Origin of the sequence: Pelatocladus sp. BLCC-F211 (assembly GCF_041928655.1) — a bacterium.
In the GTDB taxonomy this organism is placed as follows: Bacteria; Cyanobacteriota; Cyanobacteriia; order Cyanobacteriales; family Nostocaceae; genus Pelatocladus.
Genome location: NZ_JBHFLM010000198.1, coordinates 1 through 23,199, shown reverse-complemented (window position 1 = coordinate 23,199; position 23,199 = coordinate 1). Strand labels below are relative to the sequence as shown.

Sequence of the window (23,199 nt, the reverse complement as noted above, 5' to 3'; positions counted from 1 at the left end):
CCATGTCATACACCGTTCATCTCCCAAAGCTTTTCCCAAGTATTACATGGTGTCAGTATGATCGGATTCTGAATTAGGTTTTTTTCCTTGAACCATAAGGCATTAATTCCTCTCTCCCTTCAAAAATGAGCGAACGTACAGACCTAATACCCAATACCTAATACCCCATGCCTAAACCATTGCCAACCCAAACCCTCAAACCTAATCAGACAAAGAAAACCGCTACAGAATCAGCACCAAGCGGCATTCTGCTAGGTGAAAATGTATATTGGAATCCTGCTAAACTTCGTAACGGTCACGCCGTTATTCTGGGGACTTCTGGAAGTGGGAAGACTCAGACCCTTAAAGCACTTGCTCATGAATTACCATCATTATTTCCTGATATCAAAATAGTAGTTACAGATTTTCATGGTGACTTAGAGCTGCCTTCAGAAGTTTGTTACTCACTTGATGCTGAGTCCCCACATGGTTTAAATCCTTTGGTGCTTGACTTAGATCCCAAAGGTGGTGGCCCAGATTTACAAGCGATCGCTGTCTCATCTATCCTCAGAAAATCTCTAAAGATGGGTGACAATCAAGAGGGTTTAGTCTTAAATACCTTGATAAGTTGCTATCAAAATAGAGGTATTTTTCAGAAAAAGCAGTCAACTTGGACTCTAGAACCTCCTACCTTTGCTGATTTAGAAACTGAACTGCAAAGCCGTGTTGAAGATGGTTGTAAGGATTCCCAGAAATTATTGTTAAAACTAGCTGCTACTTTTAAATACGGAATTTTTAGTAAACCTCAACCATCAATGAATTTTCCCATTGTCAGATTTGATTTATCTGCATTATCTAAAGTGCCTGGACTCAGTGCGATCGCAGCAGAAACTTTGTTAAAGCAGCTTTTTGATAGTCATAAATTGATGGGCGAAATTGATGGTAGAGTTCCACGCTGTTATGCTCTACTAGATGAGGTCAAAGAAATTAAATCATCTCATACGCTTGAGAAAATTACCAGTGAGGCGCGAAAATTCGGGTTAGGAGTAATCGTTGCTAGTCAGATGGATTCAGATATTTCTAATACTGTTCTCGCTAATTCATCAACAAAGATGGTTCTCGGAGTAGATCAGGTAGAAGTTACCAAAGTTGCACGTAGATTTAGATTTGCAGTTAACTTAATTGCTAATCTACAACCATTGGAGGCTTTGATTAGAATGGATAACGATGGATTTCATACTAAAATCAAGCCGTTTTATCAGCGAGTTTAAATAGTTGTTGTTCTTAAGATGTAGGAGAAACAGCCATTTGCCATGCTGTTTCAAACTGCTCAACATAAAAGTTGAACCATTCTAAATCCTGGCTGCGCGTGATTTTGATAATAGGGCGCATGGTATCTGGAACACGCAATGTGGACAGCCGCATAATAATTTGCCCGGACGATAGATGAGGATCGAAAACATACATTACATAAGGTGCTAAATAATCAATAACTTTAATTTCCAATTTACCTACTGTGCTAGAAATCGCAATATTATCGAGTCGTCTAATATTTCTTAGCAAATCATTGTTCAGATCACTTTCACTCAAATCCTTTCCACGAAATGCCGCCATTTTCAACGCATTACTCGATGGCTGGACAAGAAGAAACTTTGCTTCTAAACCAGAGGCAATGCCTAGTTTTAAATCTTGCTGTAGAAGAGGTATATGTGTAGTGAATGTGGTTCCCCAGAAATAAGCTTGTTTTGATTGTCGTAATAATTGAATAATTTCAGAGATATCATCACCATTTGTCATCAATTGACTGGCAGATAATGACTGATTAATTTCAAGTTTTGATAGGGTTGCTTGTATTTGCTCGTTTTGATTTCGCGCAACTAACAAGTGGCTTAAAAGAAGAGCTAATACTGCAAGGATAGCAGCAGACACAATGCTTTGGTTAGCAATTCCGATGACTCCAAAAATTGCAATTACTAAAGAAAGTGATGCAGTAATGTAGATATCTAGATTCTGACCACTTCGGATATCTTGCCATACGTGCCTTAAAAATTGCATAAGCTTGTTATTATCTAAAGTTTTAACCAATTTTAAGCGTGTTTTGCCCTCTGGTTGACCAAGCCCCTGTTTTTTAAACATGGAAAAGAAAAATTTTTCACCAGACACGTAGTCCAAGGAAAAAGGCGTCCTTTTTTCAAGCCCCTAAATGCGCGTTATGGGGTTTCCTACACCCTTACACCCTCACACCCTTACACTAGGCTGTTGACTGACAAAACTCAATTATTAGGTTTTCCAGCGCTTGTGGGAACTATAGGAGTAGTTTGTAATATCAAGTCTTTCTATGAGCGTATTTAGTAGGAATAACCTGATTACTTATTGCTGTGCGGGGATAATAGGACTGATTGCAATCAAGTATTATTCTCAGAATCAAACAGCGATGTCTAGCGACAAGGCTAGCGCCAACGCTAGTAAATCAGAACCTACAAATACTACTAAAGTAGAAAATTACTCAGATGTAGATGATGATAGATTGACAGATAATTCTGCCATTTCAGTCCTTCAACAAAACCGTCCTCTAAGAATGACTCTATCCGTTGATAGTCCGTCATTTTTAAAGGTAAAAGTTGGTCAGGAAATTAAACAAGGTGACATTATTACTGATAACTCTATAGAACGAAACCGATTAAATAAACAGCGTCAAAGTTTACAACTGCAAATTGATAATTTAAAGTTAAAATCTATACCAAAACCCTTTGAACCCAAAGCACCACCGCAACTAGCAGCACTCCCAAGTGCCAATTTCCTAGAGGAAGAATCAGCCATTGCTCAAGCAAAATTAAAGCTCCAACAAGCTCAAAGTATTTTGGAAAGTCGCACAAAGCTACTAAATAGCGATAATCCCGAAGTTAGAGCAGAAGGAGAAAAGGCAGAATCAGCACTCAACATTACATCTGAAAAATTACAGGAACAGGAAGAATTACTACGCTCGATGCAAGATATGAAACTTGAGCCGTCTGTACTGCGGCACGAAGAAGCCAAGCTCAAACAACTTAATTCCGAGATGGAACAGTCCCGCAGTGGGTTAGACCAAGCACGGGCGAAACTCAACGCAAGTGCGATCGCATCCCAACAAGAACTACAAAACCTACAGATAGCTGTGCAGATTGCCCAATCAGATTTACAGATGGCACAGTCTAGGCTGGAAACTGCAAGAAATAATCGCAAGCTAGTGGAGTATCAAGCTTCCCTCAATGCCGCGCAGCGTGTAGAACAGCAAAACCAGTCTAATCTTGCCTACACTCGACAAATGCAGGATTATGCCCAACAGATTCGGGATAGAGACTATCAGCTAGCCCAACTGCAAATATCACTCTCATCGGTTGAAGATAAAATCAGTCAAATTCCCATTGTGAGGAGTCCAAAGACAGGTTACATCAGAAGGGTTAAACCCTGGACTGGTGTAAATGGCAAATACACAACCACTATTACAATTAGCTCTAATCCTAAATCTGGTGCTGGGAGCGATCCCAGTGATGGCGCAAACCCCACCCCCAACTAAACCAGTACAGCCACAACCAAATCAGGAAGTAGAACAAACTCCAGAGGAAACGACAACAGAAGAACAACTTCAGGAGGAGCAAACACAGGAGAATTTATCACCAGAAGAAGCCCAGCAAGTAGATACTGATGCTGATAGTGAACTGCCAAAGCCAGAGCAAAATCCATTTAATAAGCCTTCCATCGATGCCATTATTCAAAAAGAATTTAATGAGGATATGTGGCGGATTCTCAAGGGTGGGCTTCCGTGTTTGGAAACATCTGCAACATGCTTGCAACAACTTCAGGATAGAGCGATCGCTCAAAGTCCCCTACTCAAAGAAATTGATACTCGCATTACTGAAGCCAATGACCGGATTGATGAGGCCAAATCACGAAATCAGCGCTCAATTAAACTTTCCATTCTCACTCCAGCACTGCAATATTTACTAGGGCCAGAAACCCAGCCAGGGCAGAAACAATCACCAGGGATGGGACTAATTGATAATATTGCTGCTGTATTGCGTGGTGATGTTGGGATTATTAATGGATTGCTCCGAGTAATTGGAATCCCACTTTTTCAAGGAGTTCAAGGCGGGAATGACCAAGCGCAAGCAAGAGCGATCGCAATATCTGATTTGCAGGTAAAAATTGCAGAACTGCAAAGAAGTAAGCTGCTACGCAGCTAAATTTAATAAACTGCATTACCTTTATTTTTAATTTTGCGCTCCCATTTAATAATAAGACCACCTTCATTTAGCAATTTATTTAACAATTCTTCTAGCTGTGATACAGACTCGAATAATCTATGAGCTATATATTCTTTTGCTGAATGCCAAACTAATTCAATCAAATTATAATCTGGGCTATATTCTGGCAAGAATTCTAGGATAATGTTTGGCATCTCTGATTCAATTTTATCTAAAATATCTTTCCTTTTATGAAAGCTAGCATTATCTAATATAATTACTATTTTTGCAGAGCTATTTTTAAATTCTTCTATTGCTTTTCCTGACTCTAGCCATTCTTGTACCAGAAAATTATTCAGGGATTTAATCTGTTCATAAAACACATCTGCATTTCCTTTTTTAATCACAAAGTTTATTCTCTTCTTGTCATGATAACGTAAACCTCCCATAATATTTACTCTTCCTTTTCTCCTTTCTCCTCTGACTTTTTTTCTTCTACCTTTCTTACCCCAATTTTTTCTTATTATTACTCTTAAACTAAATCCGCATTCATCCCAAAACCATACCTGTAAACGCTCTGGCGTTTCTTTGGTTATTCTTAAATATTCAGATAGTTTTTCTTTAAATGCCTTACGTTTTTCAGGATTCTGTTTGTCCTCTAGGCTATACTTTGCCCAGAGGTAAACGTACTTTTTTCGCTCTAATATTCTCCTGACTTGAGACCCACTTAACTTAATTCCTGTTGCTGATTCGAGATAAGTCGCTAATCTAGCTGCTGTCCATCTTCCAAATTCATATCCATATTCTGCTGGTTCTTTTTCAATTATTTCTAATAACAAATTTTCATATTCTTTGGTAGCTTTACGAAAATTACCTTCTCTTCTTCCATCTAAAAAACTTTCTAGATTATCTGGATCGCCGTGAACTGCCCAGTAAGCTACTGTTGGATATGCAATATCTAAAAAATCACTAATCTCTTGGTAAGTTTTACCATCATTCATTAACAATAAGATTAAAATCTTTTCTCTTACATAAGGATTTTTATGCTCTTTTAATGTTTTTAGTAGTCGTTCCCTCTGTTCTAAAGAAAGATGATTTTTTGCTGGCATATCTGGCTGGCAATAGCTTATTTACTTAATCTCATATTATACAAGTAAGCTGCTTAACAGCTTAGTCCGGGCTTCTGAAAATGAGCCGTTGACACAGCTAGGTAAGGTCTGGCTTGGGAGAGTAGATGCATTAATGCTCATTCCATCTACCTTTAGCCCTGTAAAATCGCCTGACGAAGGGGGAGAAATTCGTACTTCACCGCAAGAACCAGCTAAACGTGCTGTTGGCTTATCGGAACTACCCAAATTTACGCTGATTTTGCTTCCAGGAGTTGCAGAAAATACTACTACCTGATTACTTCCATCCATCGCCTTATATACAGTAGCGCTTTGATAGGGAATAGCCAAAGCACTCAATGGAGCAGTCAATGCACCGATTGCAGTAGCGATTAGTCCTGATTTAATTAGTTGAATTTTTTTCATAATTACCAATATGAGAGTAAATATTTCTCTTTCTATTTACAATATATTTGTCTATGATTGTGTGTTTTTAAAACAGTACGCTCACTGAATAATAAGCTTTTTAATCAACTATATTACCGTTGTTATAATTAGAAAAAATGCTGATAATTTGTAAAAAGAGTATGAATTTTAATCGGAATAAATAAGTAATTTATTGTCTGGCATAGAGGTAGTTTAATAAATATTTGTATGGCATATAGTTATTAATAAATTAGGATTGTCTGCTCAATACAAATTTCCTTGTCCGGCAGACAATTGAATAGTATTAAAAAGTGTCTGGTAGAGATACAATAACTGTCCGCCAGACAATGAAAAAGAAAGGAAAGTTAGAAAATCAAAATTACTGGGCAAACTGATATTAAATATCACAACCCTCATAATCAATGCTCAAAAAGCTCTTGAATAGCCCAGTCTTCTTACTTGCCTCTATAGCAGTCATCGCCCTTGCTGCGGCACATTCCCCCAAAACTAAATCACTTATAGAAGCAGCTGCGGACTCTACATCACCCCGCGCAATTGCGCTGTCTGAACAGTGGACGGTGGTAAGTGTTGCAGATGGCGACACCATCACCGTAAAGCGTGGGAGTGAAACTACAAAAATCCGGTTCTGTGGGATAGATGCACCAGAGACAGCAAAATCTGGCAAGCCAGGGCAACCGTTTGGTAATGAGGCACGTGAAAAGTTGCGATCGCTCGTAGCGACTGCTAAAAATCAAGTAATTATTATCCCCGTGGAAACTGACAGATATGGGCGAACTGTCGCCGAGGTGATGGCATCTGGCAAGGGTGACGTTGAGGTTAGCTTCCAGGAAGAGATGCTTAAAAGTGGAATGGCTAGAGTCTATCCGGCTTTTGTTGATAAATGTCCTAACAAGGAAGCTTTCAAGCTAGCTGAGGAAATAGGAAAGTCTAAACGCTTAGGAATATGGGGGGACTCGTCAAGTATCCCCCCGTGGGAATTTAGAAAGCAACAACGTCATAATAAAGGTAGTTGACTGCTAACAGCAGGCTTACCTAATACTGTCAAAATTTTTGCTTTAGTTAATTTTGTACAGGTATGGTTTAACACTAAGTAGTAATAATGTAGATACTTTAGGCAAGATGGCGATCGCTACAGAAACCATCAGCCAAATCGACAGTAACCCAACTTTAGCCGCACGAATACTTAGCGCTTTAAAAGCAGGTGGTGTCTCTGCATTCGAGCAATTCCTCAACCATCCCGCCGCTAGTTTTGTGATTGGGGCGTTGGAAGATTGGAAAAACAGTAAGGGAACTTGAGTATAGTTTTTATGAAAAGCCTTTAGATTGGACTGACCATTTCACAGGTGAAATCGCCTGGAAACCAATCAGAAAAATTATTCAAGAAGCGTTGATTCCTTAATTCAAAATTGACTGAGAGCGAAATTGTTTAGAAGGCGTAAAACCTATTAGCCGTGACTTAGGTACTGACCATGACTAACCAACAAACTCCAGAGGCGCGAGATATAAGAACAGAGGGCGGTAATTAGGATTGATTATCAGCAGGTGTGCGATCGCCCAATTCAAAAAGCTGGATGTATGGGAAGGAAATTATCAGAAGCCTTGGGATTACAGAAAGAGGAATCGCAAATAACAATTTTTTGTCCTTAGAAAGGGACATAAAATTGGATTCTTCAGTATCCTCTAATCTTATCGAAGCAAGTAAATTTTGATGTAACCCTTGTTCATTAAAGGGTTGGCTTTTTTAAAATTTGCTTAACAGATTAGTAACGAATTAGTTCTAATATTAAGCTTGTCTGAAATGGTCAGTACGCGATCGCCTTAACCTATGAAGCTAAATAAAAGCCAACGTCAGCAGTTGCGAGAAGCAATAATGAGTGCTTATCGTGACAAATCTAAGCTGAAAATTATGCTCTCCGATGAGTTGGATATTCGATTGAACAATGTCGTAGGTGGCGAAACTTATACGGACATTGTATTTAACCTAATAGACTGGGCAGATGAGCAGGGGCGTTTGGAAGAACTCATCAGTGCTGCCTATCGAAGGAATCCGAGAAATGAAGATTTCCGCAGGTTTATACAATCATTAGGAGTTGTGCTGGCGGACAACCAACAACTACCTACTTTTGAAGAAGGGCCTAATTTTGTTTGGCGAGGGCCAGAAAATCAATTAGAACTGCAATCTTTCTGGCAACCAGAGCCAGAGCTTTGGGATTTAACTTTTCTGAGACGAGGAATCGAGCAAGCTGCTTCAGTCTGTCGAATTGAGCGTTCTAACGGAAAAGCTTTAGGAACTGGTTTTTTAGTAAAACCAGACATTTTATTAACAAATTATCATGTTTTAACTGAGTGCGATCGCGTCGATTTAAATACTAATTTAAATGATATTGTTCTGCGTTTTGGTTATTTTAGTTCAGAAGTCACTGGAGAAACAGTAGGAAAAACTTTCCAGTTATCCACTAATCCAATTGTTAAATTTAGCTCCACACATAAACTAGATTATGTATTATTGCGAGTCGAAACTGCAATTCTTCAGAGTTCGCAAGTGCGTTCAGTTGATTTGAGTTATGCTCAGTTACCTACTCTGAAATCGGGAATTAGCATCTTGCAGCATCCACAAGGAAAAACAATGCAGCTGGCGTTAAGTCGCAATGGAGTAACTTTAATTGATGAGCAAAACGGGTTAATTCAGTATGTAAGCAAAACCTTTGGTGGATCTAGTGGGTCGCCTTGTTTTAATGAAGACTGGCAAGTTATCGCCCTCCATCATGCCATGAAGTCAAAAGCTTTTGGCGTTGCTTGCGAAGGTATTCTCCTCAACGCTATTTATCAAGATGCTCAAGAGATTTTGGCTTGAAGAAATTTATCTGCCTACAAATTTACGCTAAAAAGCCGTAAAATCCCTGAGTATAGTTGTAGTATACCATTAACTGACTATTCCAGAAAAAGAGGGTTGGATGGGACGCAGGATTGTTACTAAGCAGTATCAAGGCACTAGCTCAGAAACAAAAATTGATACTTATACTGATAAGCTAATTAAGTATATTCCCAGTGATATTGTTGGAGCCTGGGTTGCTGCTAGTGGTTTAATTCAAGGTGCTGCGGATGTACCTCAAAATACACTTTTCTGGATTGCCTTTGTAATTGGTGTTACTCTCACGCCAATTTGGACGTTAAGAATGACTAGAGAGAAAGACAAAACTCCAGCAAAGACTCAGGCAATTATATCTACTGGAGCTTTCATTGTTTGGGTTATTGCTTTGGGTGAACCTTTTTCTTCATTTCCATTTTATCGCCCTGTCTATGGTTCTTTACTACTGCTGTTGTATACATTAATTGTTGCTTTAATCACTCCAAAGGAATAGTCTTAAATACTTTTGTTTAAATATTATGAATCTGATTGGACGAGAGAAAAAGGAATTTAGAGAAGCGTTAATAAAAGCATTTCCTGAAGAGACAGATTTGAAAATGATGCTATCAGACCAATTAGATGAACGTTTAAATGAAATTGCATCTGGGGACACACAAGAAAAATTATTATTTAATCTGATTGAATGGGCAGAAGAGCAAAATAGGTTAGAAGATTTACTAATAGGAGCTTTAAAGCAAAATAATCGTAATTTTGAACTAAGACGCTTCTTCAACAACCATCTTAATAATTTATTAACTTGTGATGAGTCTTTAATAAAACCAGATTTGTGTTATAGATTAATACCTATCATAGAACAAATTACAGATATAGACTTGATAATTTCATGTTTATGTCAAGCTTTACCAGATGGAATGCAAGATAGTAATTACCCAATATTGCAAGATTTAAAAGATAGTAATTTATATTTAAAATTAAAAATATTTTTTATTTTTAAATTATTGATAATTTCTTACCCTAAAAAAGAAGGTTATCCATCAATTTTAATATTTGTTCATAACTTGCATGAGGAAATTAGAAATGAGGAAATTAGAAATGAGCAAATTAAACAGGAGTTAATTAAATGGATGGATGAAATTAAAGAAAAACATAACTTTAGCATACCGAGATGCAACCATGTCGTTCCAACTAATACTAATCTTGAAGCTTACTTGATAATTACGTTTGCTCCAGCCAGTGAGCTAGATAAATTTTGTTTAAATGCTTATCTTGAGTTACCCCAAACCACTATCATTCCCATTGATTTACATAATGAACAATCTCAAAAAGGCATTATAGTTTCTTTAAAGAAAACTGCTCATCGAAAAGCTCCACAAGCAATTGTCGATTTTATTCAAGAAAGTGAAAATATACTGAAAATCAAACAAAAAAAACTAGGTTATAAAACTCATAGCTTGACATTAGAGTTTTTCCTACCTTTAGCATATTTACATGAAGATATAGAAAATTTGAAAATACTGAAATTACAAATGCTGCCTATGGGTGCGTTTTATAAAATGGTAGTTCGCTCCTACGAGCGTATTACAGATTTTTCGTTATGGAATCGTTTACTAGAATGCTGGACTAGAATTAAAACTCTACTTCAGGAAAGTCATACTCAGCAAGAAAATTATATTGAAAGTTGGCAAGAAGTCTGTGACTGTAAAAAATTACCTTCTCGGCTACAAAACAAAATAGCTCTAAAATTACCCTGTGCGTTACCAGAATCTGAGAAAATACGCAAAAGTTTATTTCGTGAAATAGTGTTACAAGGCATCCCTTTGGTTCTTTGGACAAGGTGCAGTAAAATTCCAGAAGTAGATGTTGTTTCTGAATTAGATAACCTTTTGAATTTCAAATCTTTTCAAAATACAGAGTCATTACTGAATGCAATTCAACAAAAACGATATGAAATAAAGGATGAAGATGACCCTCAGCAATTCTTAGGATATCATTTAGGAATTTTGTATGAATCAGATCGTTGGGACGAAATTCCTTTGCCAGAAGCTATTCCTTTAAGTGTAAGTGAGTAAAGTGGGTGAGGGATTAAATGAGTGACTGGAAAATTTTTCACGGAAACCGAGAGCCACAGCCACATGATGCACATGATGGGATTCAAAAATTACTGCGAGTTGAAGCACCCAGTTGGCGCAAATTCTCTAGATTTTCTCAACAGGAACCACTTCTTGTGCAAAAAGGAGAATACTGGGAGGAATTAAAGAAAATTGCTAAAGGTAAAGAACGGGATATTGAAAGAGGCAAAAATTTTAGAATTCGTCAGAATCAAAGTGAAGTTGTAGATGCAGTAAATGCTGCGCTTTACTTACGCAGGCCGCTATTGGTGACTGGTAAACCAGGATCTGGAAAAACTACTTTAGCTTATGCGATCGCCTACGAACTGGAACTAGGCCCTGTTTTACTTTGGCCGATTACCACTCGCTCCACACTACAAGAAGGATTGTATCAATATGATGCGATCGCTCGCTTACAAGATGCCCAACTCAGCCAAACCGATCCAGAAGCTCAAAATCCCAGCTATCGTAATATTGGGCAGTATATCCAACTTGGCCCCTTGGGAACAGCCTTTTTACCTTCTCAATTTCCACGGGTATTATTAATTGATGAAATTGACAAAAGCGATATCAATCTCCCCAATGATTTACTCAATTTATTGGAAGAAGGTAAATATTCAATTCGTGAACTTGAACGCCTAGCCAAACAGCGCAATCAAGAGCAACAAAACAACAAGGTGCAGGTTGTACAGTCTGATGATGACTTAGATGTAAATATTTATGAGGGAAAGGTGCAATGTCAAGCTTTTCCTTTAATTATTATGACCAGTAATGGAGAACGTGACTTTCCTCCAGCTTTTCTCCGGCGTTGCTTACAGGTGCAAATGCCACAACCAACTCAAGCAGATTTACAAGAGATCGTAAAATCACATTTGGGAGCACCAGCAGTTGAACAGTTCCAAGCTATTGTTAAGGAATTTGTAGATAAAAATGAGACGGAAGAAGGAAATTTAGCAACCGACCAACTTTTGAATACTATTTACCTGTTAACCCAAAATGCTGACCAAAAAAGCTTGAAAGAACTGCTTTTTAATTCCCTAACTCGTGGGGTTAGTGGTTAATGATTGAATCATTAATTACTACCTTAGAACAAGAATTCAATCTCACAGCAGAGGAGATTGCAGACATCTGTTGGCTGACATTAATTAGACAACAGTTTACTTGCGACATACTATCTTCTCCAGATCTATCCCCACCTCCAAAGCGTAAAGTTGTCGATAATCCTGTAGAGTCAGAAAATATTTCAGTCATCAACACACAGCAGTCAAATAATGATTCTCCACCCATTCCACAAGCAGGGTTGTTTCATAGAGAATCTCAATCTACTTCCCCAGATGGGACTGAGTTAAAAACATTACCCTTTAAAGTACCCAATCCAGCTTCTATTCGCAATCCCCTCGAACTTGCTCGTTCTCTGCGTCCTCTAATTCAACGAGTTCGATCAAAATACGATGCTACCCTAGACGAAAATAAAACCGCGCAAAAAATTGCAGAAGAACGCATTTGGCAGGCTGTAACTCAACCTGTTTTAGAGCCTTGGTTAGATTTAGCATTGGTAGTAGACGAAAGCACCTCGATGTTGATGTGGCAACCAACAGTTTTAGAACTACAGAAACTGCTGCGGAACTACGGCGCATTTCGGGATGTGCGGACTTGGGGATTATTGACTAATGAAGAGGGTAAAGTAGGGATTCGTCCTGGTTTTGGGACAACGGTAACAAACAAATTGCGTTCCCCTCAAGAATTAATTGACCCCAGTGGTAGGCGATTAATATTGTTGATTACAGACTGCGTTGCTACTATTTGGCAGACAGGAAAAGTATTACCAACTCTCAAACTTTGGGCAGATGAGAACCCCACAGCAATTTTACAAATGCTGCCAGAGTGGTTATGGGTGAGAACTGCCTTAAAACAAGCTGCGATGGCTCACTTTTATGCAGCATCACCTGGGGTATCTAATCAGCAACTGTCGTTAATTCGTCGCTTAACGATAGAAGATACAGCAGCAAATGCCCAAAAGACCGAGGTGAAAGTACCTGTCTTTTGTTTAGAACCAGCGATGATTTTCACTTGGAGTCAAATGGTGGCTGGTAGAGGCAATGTCATTGTGCCAGGATACATTTTCCGGCTAGATTATCAACCCCCAATAATACTATCAACATCAGTCGAGCCAGAACAACAGTTACAGCGATTTCGAGTTGCATCCTCTCCGATGGCGAGACGTTTAGCTGCATTACTAGCAGCCTCCCCCACCATCAGCTTACCTGTAATTCGGTTAATTCAAGAAACTCTGTTGCCTAAATCTAGGCAAGTGAATATAGCAGAAGTTTTGCTGGGAGGGATTTTAAAGCCCAAGGAAACACCCCAAATCGGACAAAAACCTGATGAAGTCGAATATCATTTCCTTGATGCCAAAATTCGTTCTTTGTTGTTGGAATCAGCCCCAGTTCCAGATACTGTCAGAGTTTTATCTAATTATATTGAAAAGAAATTCCAAAAATCCCTAGAAGAATTTATCGCTGACCTCAAAATTTGGATTCAAAATGACGATGAAGCAACAGTTGAGCTTAACCGTCCCTTTGCAACTGTAACTGCGGAAGTACTGAAGCGCAAAGGTGGACGTTATTCGGGATTTGTGCAGGAAATAGAGCGCAAGTTTGGGCCTGTAGGACTAAGCCCATTAATAGAAGTTATTGATTTTCCTTCATTCGAGGTGTTTGCATTTGAAGTCGCAACCGTCACCTTTGAAGATGAGCCATTTATTAATCTGCTACCTTTTGAATTTGAAGTGGCCACTATTGAAAAAAAAGAATCAGGTTTGTTCAGACGAAAAACAGAGATAATCCAGCGTCGTTGTCAGCAATCTCACTATTTTATTGAAGAATTAGGGAATGGAATACAGCTAGAAATGGTACAGATTCCTGGCGGCCAATTTATGATGGGCGCTCCCATAAATGAGAAAGATAGCAGTGCTAATGAACGCCCTCAACACCAAGTAACCATTAGCCCTTTCTTTTTAGGCAAATATCCCGTAACGCAAGCACAGTGGCAAGCAGTAGCCTCTCTCCCACAAGTTAACCGCGAACTCAACCCTAATCCATCTACATTTAAAGGAGAAAATCGCCCCGTTGAGTCAGTTTCCTGGTATGATGCGGTTGAATTTTGCGATCGCTTATCATCTCATACAAAAAGACAGTACCGCCTCCCAAGTGAAGCCGAATGGGAATATGCTTGTCGTGCCGGAACTACCACACCATTTCACTTTGGTGAGACGATTACATCAGAACTGGCTAACTATGACGCTAACTACACTTATGGCAATGGAGTAAAGGGAACATATCGAGAAGAAACAACAGAAGTAGGAAGCTTTGGAGTAGCTAACGCTTTTGGGTTATACGATATGCACGGGAACGTGTGGGAATGGTGTCTGGACGATTGGCACAATAACTATGAAGGTGCGCCAACAGATGGCAGTCCTTGGTTTGACAATGAGAATAATAATCTATCTCAAAAACAAGGAAATGCCGTGCTGCGGGGCGGTTCTTGGATCCTCAATCCTAAAAACTGCCGTTCCGCGTCCCGCAACAACAACAATAGGGCGGAGCGCGACAACATCAACAACAATATTGGTTTTCGTGTTGTCTGTGCTGTCGGGAGGTCTCTTCACCGCGAGAGTCGGCAGGTGGGAATCTGTCGAGGGTGCAACCGAAGAGTCCAGCCTCTTCCTGTGATGTCGGTGACGGCATCCGAAAATCAAACTGGTTTGGGTAGCCTGGTAGGTGTCAAAGCCGAACGGTTGCCCAGCCTACAATACCCAGAGTTTGAGTCACAAGTGCGATCGCATAACTCCCCAAAAACCCACTGCATTTTACTCAAGCCAAAGCGATCGCGCCTCGAAATTCACAAGCCGCCTTGAGACAGCATTGGGTAAAGTAGTTTAGTTGGTTGTGGGGGCGATCGCATAAAGTTACAAATAGCACTGCTGAATATTTGTAACTTTATGCTATTAAAAAATGGTTAGACTTGCTTTAGCTATGATATTTTGATTCAAAATTTACTAAGAAAGCGATTGTTTGGAAGATGTGGAGCTTAATGTGTTGAAAAGCTGAAAAATAATTTTTACGTAGATTATCTAAAGAAATATGGGTTCAGCTTTTACTGATATCATGAATGATACAACATGTTATCAAAAGCTAGCATCTCCAAAAATGAAACAAAGAAGAGGAGTTGTTACTATAGCAACTATTGCTTTGCTTCTTTATACTAACGTGGCACTAGCCCAGACCAGTCCTCAACCCAATCCAAAGCTTACACCAAATCCCCAAGATGTACAAAAGCAACCAAAATTAGGAATTTCGCCAAACGATGAGTTAAAAGATACAGAAAGGCAGCTCACAGAACTAAAAGAAAAGGTCACTGCTTTAGAAGCAAGAGAGAAAGCTATATCTGAAACTTATTACAATCACATAGGATGGATTGGTTTACTTTTTGGTGGATTAGGAATTGCATTAGGCTTTATAACTTTCAGCCCCGTCTTAGCTGGGATAATTATTTGGCTTCTAAGAAAAACCATCTTAAGAGAATTATCAAGAAAAATAGAAGAAGAAATTAAGCTGGATATCGACAGTCTTAGAAAAAAAACAAATCGGGATATGGAAAATGTTAAAAACGAAATAGATGAATCAATCAAACCAAAATATTTAGAAATATCTCAATTAGAAAGTAAAATTAAAGAACTTAATAACTTTGAAACAGAAATTATAAGTGCTAGGAAAATAATGAATGATATCAAAAGACATTTGGATATTGGCACTACAAAAAATGAAGAAATTGAGAATTTAAAAACTGGCATCATAAACGCTTCTGAACTCACACAAGATAATATTTTCTTTGAAGCCAAAGATTTTTTAGTAGAAAACTTTAGAAGAAATAAACTTAAAGAAATAGAAAAAACAATTCCAATATTTGAAGCTATCATAGACAGTGATGGGAAAGACGGTAAAAAAGAATATTTTCGCAGCAGAGTTTACTTAGCTTATGGCTACGCTTATAAAGAACCACCTGATTATGGAAAGGCAATAGAACTAATTAATGAGGCTATTCAAATCCGAAATGAACTCAATAAATACAGACCTGAGTTTTATTTCTATGAATTTAAAAGAGCAATTTATAATCTACAGAAACAATGTTCGATAGAAGATGCAGATGCTTCTATAAAAATTGAAAAAGATTTAGAGACTGCCAAGCAATATCCTACTGTGAGAAGACTTCTTGAAGAACTCCCAAATGTTAGAGCTTTTGACCAAGAATTTCAAGAATATTACGGTCGATTGATAAATAAGTCAGAGTTTGAAATTCTCAAAAAATGGTACAAACAGACTCAGAAATAATTAAGATTTAGAGGAAGCTTAAAAGACCTAGTGGTGGCATACACAAAATTGATATCTCAGTATGTTTCCAAAGAAGAGCGATCGCTTTTTTGTAAAAGCTGTATGATGAAAATGCCGTAAGGCAACCGGGGTGATGATCTTTGGTCGGATACCTGCCCCGGTTAATGCCCTCGCTTATGGCTGTGGGCTGGCGGCCAGTCTTCTTACCAATCAGCTAACTCTGGCTCTGGTTCAGGGTCAAATTCCCATTGTCGCCCTCGCTGCTCTGCCACTGCTGCATCTCTACGATTCATCCAGCAGTGTTCATACTGGCGTTGGTTACTAGCTCCTAAATACTTCCATACATGACCAGCGTTATAAGCAGATAAGCAAGCCACATAAATTTTAGGGGTGTTTTCATCAGTGCATTCCCTTTGGTGGCGTGGGAATGGCAATCGACATTTTAAGTTACTGACAATTGGAAAGCTAAAAGCAGGAAAATTTACCTGAGCCAAACTAGCGGCTAATTCTAAAGCTGCAAAATCAATGCTATCAGTAATTAAAATGTTACCTACTCGCTCAACATTGTAAAGCTGCTCTGCTACAGACAAAGCATCTGTTTCTGATTCAAAAATTAACTGCATTGGTCGGATACCTTTTTCTTAGAGGAAATGAAGAGAGAGCGATCTGCCCAAAGGGCAGATCGCAGATATTAATTAGAACGGGACAACAAATCGTTTAAAGTAGGTTTCTAAATCTGAAGGGTTTAACAAGACTTCATTACCTTTAGAGTCTTCACAGATAATCCGTAAATATTGCTTACCGTCAATTAATTCGCATTTTCCCCCAACAATTTCTACATAGTCGTTGAGTTCGGGGATAAAGATTGAAGCTGAAAAACTTTTGTCAGGTGTCATTGGTCGGATACCTTTTGTTGTGTACTATTATATTATAGTGCGTACACGCGCTATAATAACCTACGTTTATAGAATCTTTAAGAAAATAGCGTGTACACGGGCTAGAATATGAGTGCAGATTGAGGGCTAAAAAAGTGGGTCGAGGACGACCGGGGGGCAACCCGGAATTTGGGACAAAATTTAAATTTGACTACGGCAATGAAGAGAAACGATCCGAAGCCTTGACAATTCGGATCACGCCGTCGATGTTGCAGCAATTAAAAGATATTGCTGGGGATGAATATAGGGATTTTTGCAGGGAAGCGATCGCAGAAAAAATAGAGCGGCAACAGTTGGCCGCCCCAACAACTAAAACAGAGACAGCTGAACTGGAACAGGTTGGCCAACCACAGCCGCACAACCAAACCAACCAGGCAGACCAGGAACAGGGAACAGGCCCCACGCTGGGGGAACAGGCAACGACCCCAAAAACACGACGCAAGGCAGGCCAGACCCAAGAGCAAAAGCAAGGGAAGCCCAGGAGCCAGACCCAGAGCCGGAAAAACAGCGCGACCCAGAAGACGACGGAACAAGACCAACCGGACAAGGACTAGACGGGAAAGACACCCACAGGCCGCCACCAGCAGCGACGGCACGGACGCAGGCCACAGACCGAGCCGCAAACGCACCACGACCAACACCCCACTGACCCGACGCAACACTGAAAACCTCGGCCGCCGGAAAGGCCAACCGGAAAAACGCATCGACACCAGCAGCGCACCCCACCAACACGCGGGAACCGGACGGAACAGCCGCAGCAGCAGCAGACAACGGCGCGGGAGACTGGGCCCAACGACGAGAACCGGAGAAACCAAAGCAGGTGTAGGGGGTGAAAATGGCTGAAAGCATGACTGTATAAGGATAAATATATACTCATTATAGCATGTGTACGCGCTATAATATTGGATGGCTAAAAGCTCTTAGGCTCAAACGGCAACCACTGCGATCGCAGCAGCTAGCAACTGTTGACTAATGACTAATGACGAATGACTAATGACTGATTACTCTTGAGCAGCCAAAAATGCAACTAGGCGACGAGCTAGGCCAGCACACGTAACCGCCGCGTTGCCGCAGCAGTTTTTTTTCTTTGCTGTGTCTAGCTCGTCGGGCTGGCTCAGGGAAAGTTGCATTTTTGGCTGCCCCCCGTGATCGCTTTTGTAATTGCTCTTGTAATTGTTAAGCTCTCCGGCGGTGCAAAAACGTGCTACATTCAGACGCAAAACCTAAGCTTGCATCCGTACTACAAAAGCTACACAAGTGCAAATTTTTACAAAACTTTAGAAAATGGCAGTAAGTAACAGGTAAGCAATAGCAGGTACAAAAGTACTACTATGGGGCTATGGGGCGATTGACACTCAAGTTATAGCAATATAAGCCTGTTACCCAACCACAATGATCCTAAATAGTTACATTCTTGGCTCAGGACGCTTGTAGTATATGTCAAATCTTGCACAATACGTGCTAAGATTTCCAGAACGGAATATATAATCATCAGGTAGTTCGTCCTCTACGTACGCTTGATCTACTTGAAAATATTTGTCATACAATTCTAGAGCAGTTAAACAGTAAGCTTGAGGATTACTCATTGCAGCTTGCTCATATTTATCAATAATATTTTCTACTCGTTTTTTATAAAATTTGTACTGTTCTTCCCAATAAGCTATTTCTGAAGGAATTTGACTTAGTCTAGCTATAGTTAATTTTTCGCTAGCTTTTTTATAAGCAGGAAGTAAATTATAAAAATCTTGGATTGTTTGTGCATTTACTAAGCTACAAACAAGAAATATGTTGATTATTAAGGTTAGCTTTATTACTAAAAAATTTCGTTGAGTTAGCATCATTAATATTAAATTATTTTTCTAAATTATTCGCAAATATTTCCAATTCCCTGACCTTCACAGAGACATTCAGTTCCTAAATTTAAAGAATATGGTACAGGACATCTTCGATTTCCTCTACTATCACAGCAGAATGATCCATATCTAAAAGTTGTTGATAAGCTATCTATATAGATCAAATATGAGGAAATTGTGAGGAAACGCCTGTTATTAATAATAAGTAAACTTCTATTTCCCGACATCTCCCCAAACACCTGAGAGTCCGATATTTCCAAGTATTTCTGCAACTGCTCGCAGTCCATTTAGGTATTGAGCAAGATGACGACGTTCGTCAGCAATTCCTTAGCTTGGGTATTGGCAGAACCGAACAGTAATGCGATCGCTTTCCTTACTGCTGCTGACTGTTGCTTTGCTTCAGTTCTGGGGGAAACTAGGGCGATCGCTTGTTCCTTTGCTGTTACCCCAAAAAAAGGGCCCGCAGGCCCAACGAACTAGCCAGCAACAACTAGACGGAAACGACCGAACCGAGGACGACCGCGCCACACCCGCACAACCACAGCAGGAGACAAGCACGGAACCGAAACCCGCCACCGCCGACCAACCGCACGAACCGCAAAGTAAGTATCCGACTCCCCAAAGAACCGAACACCAACAGCACGAGCAAACTCACGCGCCGCCGCAAAAGAACCGAACGAGCAAACACAAACCCAACCAGAGAACGAACGGCCAGACGGACGAACCGCCGCAACACCAACACCAAACGACTGAGCAACAGAAACCACCTCAGCCGCCAAAGGAGCGGGACAACCAACAAAAGAAGAACGAACAACAAACACGAGACAAACTCCCAACGAAAGAACCAACCAGGAAACACCCCGGCTATTTTTTTCAAGCGGAGGGGGTCAAGGGTGGTGGATCGGGGTCTGGGGTGTCCCCAGATAAAAAATGCGAAGCAACCTTATTTCCACCACTTGCGAAGCCCTTGACCCCCGTAGCCATAATGAAAAAGCCGGGGTAGCCTCAGCGGCGATTGAGCGCTCCCCTTGGGGCGGGGGGGGAGATCCTGACGCAGAAGCTCTGCGGTGCGGCAGGGCAAACAATGCGAAGCAACCTTGTTTTTTAACTATTGCCACCCACGAGTGGACTGACTGCTGGATAAGTGCGATCGCGGCACAACGAATCATGTCTGTAAAGAACTGCGATCGCCCCTACTCTTGCACCGCCACCACCAACTCTTCTAGAAGCGCATCATTAACCCGCCGCATCTGCTCAGGGGAGTTTTCCATTACATCAAAGTAAGATTGCACCACGGCTTGCAGTGAATGAGGCAACGCTTCAAACTTCTCTGTGTTGAGTATGACCAACCGACAACCAGGGTAGGGCATGAAATCGCTAAACGGCTGCATCTGGTGTTTGATGAGAAGTTTGGATAGTAGCGTGATGGGGTGCGGCTTTTGGTTGTCCTCACTGCGATTGATAGCCGATGCCATGTAACCACAAAACCAAGCTAGAGTATCCATATCACCAGATAGTGCTGCTACAGTACCTGCTAGCAGTTTTTTATTTAACTCTACAGGCGAATTGTCAAAGATTTGGTCAAGCGCTTCTGGGTGGCGCTTGTGGCAATAGTGTACTACACTCTCAATCAGCTTATCGGTTTTAGTAGGTTGGGGTTGCCCGAAGCCTCTGGTAGGCATGGTAGGATTGTGCGATTGGATACGCGGATTGTAGCAAAGTTGTGGAATGAGAGGAGCGATCCAAATCGCGAAATCAGTAGATACTTTTTTAGACTGTGCCTAGATGGGTGAATATTGCTACTATTTCAGACCAAGCAGAAGTAGCAGCCGCAGGATCGTAGCGATAACCATCATCGCGCATAAAGGTATGTTCTGCTTCATACATCAGAACTTTGTGAGGTACATTAGCGTTTTCAAGAGCTTTAATTAAGGTTTGACGATCCAACTCTGGTATATGGGGGTCGAGTGTACCGAAGACCATGAGCATCTCGCCTTTGATTTCCCTTACCCGCCCGATTGTATCAGCTACTTCCTTACCCAGCTTGCCACTGGGGATACCTGTAGGGTAACAGCAGGCAGAAACCTTAACCTCACTTTGAAAAGCTGCCCTAAAAGACAGGTGTCCACCTATACAAAAGCCGAGAGTGCCTATTTTATCTGGACAAACCCAACTATCTTTTTGAAGAAAATCAATTACAGCACGACAATCAGCATCATAATCAGCGATCGCAGTTCGACTAGCATTATCATTACCCCGCATTCTACCAATATCATCTGGTTCAATCACTAAACCAACTGGTTCTGTGCGATGAAAGATTTCTGGGGCTGCAACTACATAGCCATGTCCTGCTAGGTAGTTAACTAAACGAATCATTGGTTCCCCTAGCTGATAAATATCACTGTAGAACAAAATACCAGGGTAAAGTCCTGCTGGTTTTGGGGTCGCCACATAAACGCGCATTAAGCTGTCATCAACTCGCAGTTCAACGTTGCGTTTGGTAATTTGCACTGTTTTGTCTCCATAAAACAAGCAAGTTTCATTAGCCTCTACATTTCCAAATTTATCAATCAGAGAATTTTTAAATTTATATTTTCGACACAGTGAAACACCCCCAAAATCTCCCTCACTGGTGCTTTTTGTTGCTCCATCTGCTGTACCTGGGCAAGTAGCCGCTTGGGGATATAGCGCGACGATTTAATTAGGCGATCGCCCTGGTTCCAAAATTCATAGTGATAATAAGCCTGCGGGTAATCTTTACCACCTTTAGTAATAGTGCGCCAGTGAATACAGCCGCTACCATCACCTTTGGCTCGTCGTATATTCAGAGGTGGTCTATAAATCCTTATCGACTGACTTTCCAGCGATGGCAATAAAGAGATATCTCTGCATTGAAACCAGGCGATCCGGACACAAGCTAGATTTTTTAATTCCTGAAATCGATTATGATTCAACCATCTGCTATTGAGATTAATTGAGGCTCCAATGTAGAGAACTCGGTTATTTTCAGAAATAGCAAAGTAGATGGCTGGGCATTTGGGCAATGCGGAATTCCAAGCTAACGGTAAAGACGGAAGCTTAAACGGATCTATAATATTCATGTTAACCAGACGGATTGGTTGACAACTTCCCAGGATGCAACTGCCAAGAAAACATCCTGGGTTACTGTTTTTATTTTAACATTATTGATGCATTACAAGTCATTCACAGCAAGCATCCTGCTTATTTTACTTCGCTCTCATATAGGGCAATTTTTTTCTCATTTGATAATTTCAAGTTCAATCAAAATCTCTCTAACTGGTGCTTTCATATCTTCTAGCTCCTGAATTCTAAATAGCAGCCGTTTGGGAATATAAGTACTTCGAGAAATTGTTTTTTCTCCCTGATGTATTTGCCAGTCATACCAAGGCTGCTGGTACTGCTTCCCATTCTTTTTAGTAAAAGTTCTCCACTGAATCCTTCCTGTACCTTCCCCCCGCTTTCTTTTGCAAGTACTAACGGTTGAGGAGTTGCAGTTAACCGTTAGTACTGTTTCTTCTGCTTGAGTACTAACGGTTAATTCCTCCGTAACCGTTAGTACCGCTTCCTCTCTTGATTGCGATCTCACCCAACCACAAACACCACACCCATCCTCAAGCCTAAATAATGGTTCACAACAATGAGGACAGGTACAAGACTCGCTGGAGGGCAACGGCAGCTTGGAGGGGCGAGACTGAACGGGCGTAGAGGTCGTTACATTCTCGGCGTTTGGGTGTGTGGTGACGCATTCCGGGGTAATGGGGGGCCCGATTATCTCGCCACCAGCCATCAATATTTCTTCCACCCACCCAGGCGGGAATCCCATCATCCACCCCGGCACTGCTGGGTGCAGCTTGTCCCCCTCCCTGATAAATTTCCTCAATGACTGCTCCAATCTGGTCGCCCCAGCTGGTCGGTATTTCCCGGAACCTTTGGCGTAGGTCGTCGGGGTAGGCAATGATGAAAAGCCTTTTTCTTTCGTGCGGCGCTCCGAGTTCCGCAGCCGATATGATTTGTGGATCATCCCAACAATATCTGCAAATTCTGAGTCCCCCAAGCACTGCTCGTAGTCCTCTAGTGATAAGCCCCGCAGGATTTTCAATAACGATGAAGGTTGGTAGTCCTTGGACGATGCACCGCAATGCTTCGAGCCACAAGCTTGACTCTGGGTGCTTGAGTCCGGTTCCGTTACCTGCAATGCTGGTTCCGGTGCAGGGAAATCCCAGAGTAAACAACTCATATTCTCCAGTTCTGGGGGAAAAGTCTCTGAT

Annotated in this window: 25 protein-coding genes; 13 read left to right on the top strand and 12 right to left on the bottom strand. The window is 40.7% G+C overall.

Annotated elements, in window-relative coordinates:
* Positions 1-167 precede the first annotated feature (167 nt).
* On the top strand, positions 168-1,250 hold the full coding sequence (locus tag ACE1AT_RS23780; protein WP_374872887.1) for an ATP-binding protein: 1,083 nt from the start codon (positions 168-170) through the stop codon (positions 1,248-1,250).
* Between the two features lie 13 nt (positions 1,251-1,263).
* Here ACE1AT_RS23780 and ACE1AT_RS23775 read toward each other — a convergent pair whose 3' ends face one another.
* A complete protein-coding gene (locus ACE1AT_RS23775) occupies positions 1,264-2,142 on the bottom strand; it encodes a hypothetical protein (RefSeq protein ID WP_374872885.1) in 879 nt (292 codons plus the stop codon).
* A gap of 271 nt (positions 2,143-2,413) precedes the next feature.
* On the opposite strand from ACE1AT_RS23775, the gene ACE1AT_RS23770 reads away from it, so the two are divergent.
* Together ACE1AT_RS23770 and ACE1AT_RS23765 are read left to right on the top strand one after the other, a co-directional pair.
* Complete coding sequence (locus ACE1AT_RS23770; RefSeq protein ID WP_374872883.1) at positions 2,414-3,535, top strand: hypothetical protein; 1,122 nt, start codon at positions 2,414-2,416, stop codon at positions 3,533-3,535.
* On the top strand, positions 3,507-4,202 hold the full coding sequence (locus ACE1AT_RS23765) for a hypothetical protein (protein ID WP_374872881.1): 696 nt from the start codon (positions 3,507-3,509) through the stop codon (positions 4,200-4,202). The genes ACE1AT_RS23770 and ACE1AT_RS23765 overlap by 29 nt, the downstream gene beginning before the upstream one ends.
* A 2-nt stretch (positions 4,203-4,204) precedes the next feature.
* Here ACE1AT_RS23765 and ACE1AT_RS23760 read toward each other — a convergent pair whose 3' ends face one another.
* On the bottom strand, positions 4,205-5,311 hold the full coding sequence (locus ACE1AT_RS23760) for an IS630 family transposase (RefSeq protein WP_374872879.1): 1,107 nt from the start codon (positions 5,309-5,311) through the stop codon (positions 4,205-4,207).
* A 36-nt stretch (positions 5,312-5,347) separates the two neighbouring features.
* Positions 5,348-5,734 carry a hypothetical protein gene (locus ACE1AT_RS23755; protein ID WP_374872877.1) on the bottom strand — a complete coding sequence of 129 codons (387 nt, stop codon included), beginning with the start codon at positions 5,732-5,734 and terminating at the stop codon, positions 5,348-5,350.
* A 422-nt stretch (positions 5,735-6,156) separates the two neighbouring features.
* On the opposite strand from ACE1AT_RS23755, the gene ACE1AT_RS23750 reads away from it, so the two are divergent.
* The 8 genes from ACE1AT_RS23750 to ACE1AT_RS23715 all read left to right on the top strand — a co-directional run bounded on the left by ACE1AT_RS23750 (position 6,157) and on the right by ACE1AT_RS23715 (position 16,122).
* Complete coding sequence (locus ACE1AT_RS23750) at positions 6,157-6,768, top strand: thermonuclease family protein (protein WP_374872875.1); 612 nt, start codon at positions 6,157-6,159, stop codon at positions 6,766-6,768.
* 52 nt (positions 6,769-6,820) lie between these two features.
* Entirely contained in the window at positions 6,821-7,051 is a 231-nt protein-coding gene (locus ACE1AT_RS23745) for a hypothetical protein (protein WP_374872873.1), read from the top strand.
* A gap of 529 nt (positions 7,052-7,580) precedes the next feature.
* Positions 7,581-8,609 carry an effector-associated domain EAD1-containing protein gene (locus ACE1AT_RS23740; RefSeq protein ID WP_374872871.1) on the top strand — a complete coding sequence of 343 codons (1,029 nt, stop codon included), beginning with the start codon at positions 7,581-7,583 and terminating at the stop codon, positions 8,607-8,609.
* 100 nt (positions 8,610-8,709) lie between these two features.
* Complete coding sequence (locus tag ACE1AT_RS23735; protein WP_096680309.1) at positions 8,710-9,117, top strand: hypothetical protein; 408 nt, start codon at positions 8,710-8,712, stop codon at positions 9,115-9,117.
* A 25-nt stretch (positions 9,118-9,142) separates the two neighbouring features.
* Entirely contained in the window at positions 9,143-10,693 is a 1,551-nt protein-coding gene (locus tag ACE1AT_RS23730; protein WP_374872869.1) for an effector-associated domain EAD1-containing protein, read from the top strand.
* A 17-nt stretch (positions 10,694-10,710) separates the two neighbouring features.
* Positions 10,711-11,793, top strand: a complete 1,083-nt coding sequence (locus ACE1AT_RS23725) for an AAA family ATPase (protein WP_374872867.1) — start codon at positions 10,711-10,713, stop codon at positions 11,791-11,793.
* Positions 11,793-14,648: an SAV_2336 N-terminal domain-related protein gene (locus tag ACE1AT_RS23720; protein WP_374872865.1), complete on the top strand. Its 2,856-nt coding sequence runs from the start codon at positions 11,793-11,795 to the stop codon at positions 14,646-14,648. The genes ACE1AT_RS23725 and ACE1AT_RS23720 overlap by 1 nt, the downstream gene beginning before the upstream one ends.
* Positions 14,649-14,874: 226 nt before the next feature.
* Positions 14,875-16,122, top strand: a complete 1,248-nt coding sequence (locus ACE1AT_RS23715) for a hypothetical protein (protein ID WP_374872863.1) — start codon at positions 14,875-14,877, stop codon at positions 16,120-16,122.
* Between the two features lie 203 nt (positions 16,123-16,325).
* Here the strand turns inward: ACE1AT_RS23715 and ACE1AT_RS23710 are convergent, their stop codons facing one another.
* Positions 16,326-16,745, bottom strand: coding sequence for a hypothetical protein (locus ACE1AT_RS23710; protein WP_374872861.1), 420 nt, complete (start codon positions 16,743-16,745; stop codon positions 16,326-16,328).
* A gap of 72 nt (positions 16,746-16,817) precedes the next feature.
* Positions 16,818-17,018 carry a hypothetical protein gene (locus ACE1AT_RS23705; protein ID WP_374872859.1) on the bottom strand — a complete coding sequence of 67 codons (201 nt, stop codon included), beginning with the start codon at positions 17,016-17,018 and terminating at the stop codon, positions 16,818-16,820.
* Positions 17,019-17,137: 119 nt separating this feature from the next.
* On the opposite strand from ACE1AT_RS23705, the gene ACE1AT_RS23700 reads away from it, so the two are divergent.
* Positions 17,138-17,611, top strand: coding sequence for a hypothetical protein (locus tag ACE1AT_RS23700; RefSeq protein WP_374872857.1), 474 nt, complete (start codon positions 17,138-17,140; stop codon positions 17,609-17,611).
* Positions 17,612-18,463: 852 nt separating this feature from the next.
* On the opposite strand, the gene ACE1AT_RS23695 is transcribed toward ACE1AT_RS23700, so the two are convergent.
* A complete protein-coding gene (locus ACE1AT_RS23695; RefSeq protein WP_374872855.1) occupies positions 18,464-18,898 on the bottom strand; it encodes a hypothetical protein in 435 nt (144 codons plus the stop codon).
* A gap of 315 nt (positions 18,899-19,213) precedes the next feature.
* On the opposite strand from ACE1AT_RS23695, the gene ACE1AT_RS23690 reads away from it, so the two are divergent.
* Positions 19,214-19,390, top strand: coding sequence for a hypothetical protein (locus ACE1AT_RS23690; protein ID WP_374872853.1), 177 nt, complete (start codon positions 19,214-19,216; stop codon positions 19,388-19,390).
* On the opposite strand, the gene ACE1AT_RS23685 is transcribed toward ACE1AT_RS23690, so the two are convergent.
* The 6 genes from ACE1AT_RS23685 to ACE1AT_RS23660 form a co-directional block, all read right to left on the bottom strand.
* Positions 19,387-19,746, bottom strand: coding sequence for a hypothetical protein (locus tag ACE1AT_RS23685; protein WP_374872851.1), 360 nt, complete (start codon positions 19,744-19,746; stop codon positions 19,387-19,389). The genes ACE1AT_RS23690 and ACE1AT_RS23685 overlap by 4 nt on opposite strands.
* 357 nt (positions 19,747-20,103) lie before the next feature.
* Positions 20,104-20,592: a hypothetical protein gene (locus tag ACE1AT_RS23680; RefSeq protein WP_374872849.1), complete on the bottom strand. Its 489-nt coding sequence runs from the start codon at positions 20,590-20,592 to the stop codon at positions 20,104-20,106.
* A gap of 88 nt (positions 20,593-20,680) precedes the next feature.
* The gene (locus tag ACE1AT_RS23675; protein ID WP_374872847.1) at positions 20,681-21,421 is read right to left on the bottom strand and encodes a dienelactone hydrolase family protein; all 741 of its coding nucleotides are present in this window, start codon (positions 21,419-21,421) and stop codon (positions 20,681-20,683) included.
* A 59-nt stretch (positions 21,422-21,480) separates the two neighbouring features.
* Positions 21,481-22,011, bottom strand: coding sequence for a GIY-YIG nuclease family protein (locus ACE1AT_RS23670; protein WP_374872845.1), 531 nt, complete (start codon positions 22,009-22,011; stop codon positions 21,481-21,483).
* A gap of 158 nt (positions 22,012-22,169) precedes the next feature.
* Entirely contained in the window at positions 22,170-22,517 is a 348-nt protein-coding gene (locus ACE1AT_RS23665; protein ID WP_374872843.1) for a hypothetical protein, read from the bottom strand.
* Between the two features lie 43 nt (positions 22,518-22,560).
* The coding region (locus ACE1AT_RS23660; protein ID WP_374872842.1) for a DNA cytosine methyltransferase at positions 22,561-23,199 on the bottom strand (639 nt) is incomplete at its 5' end.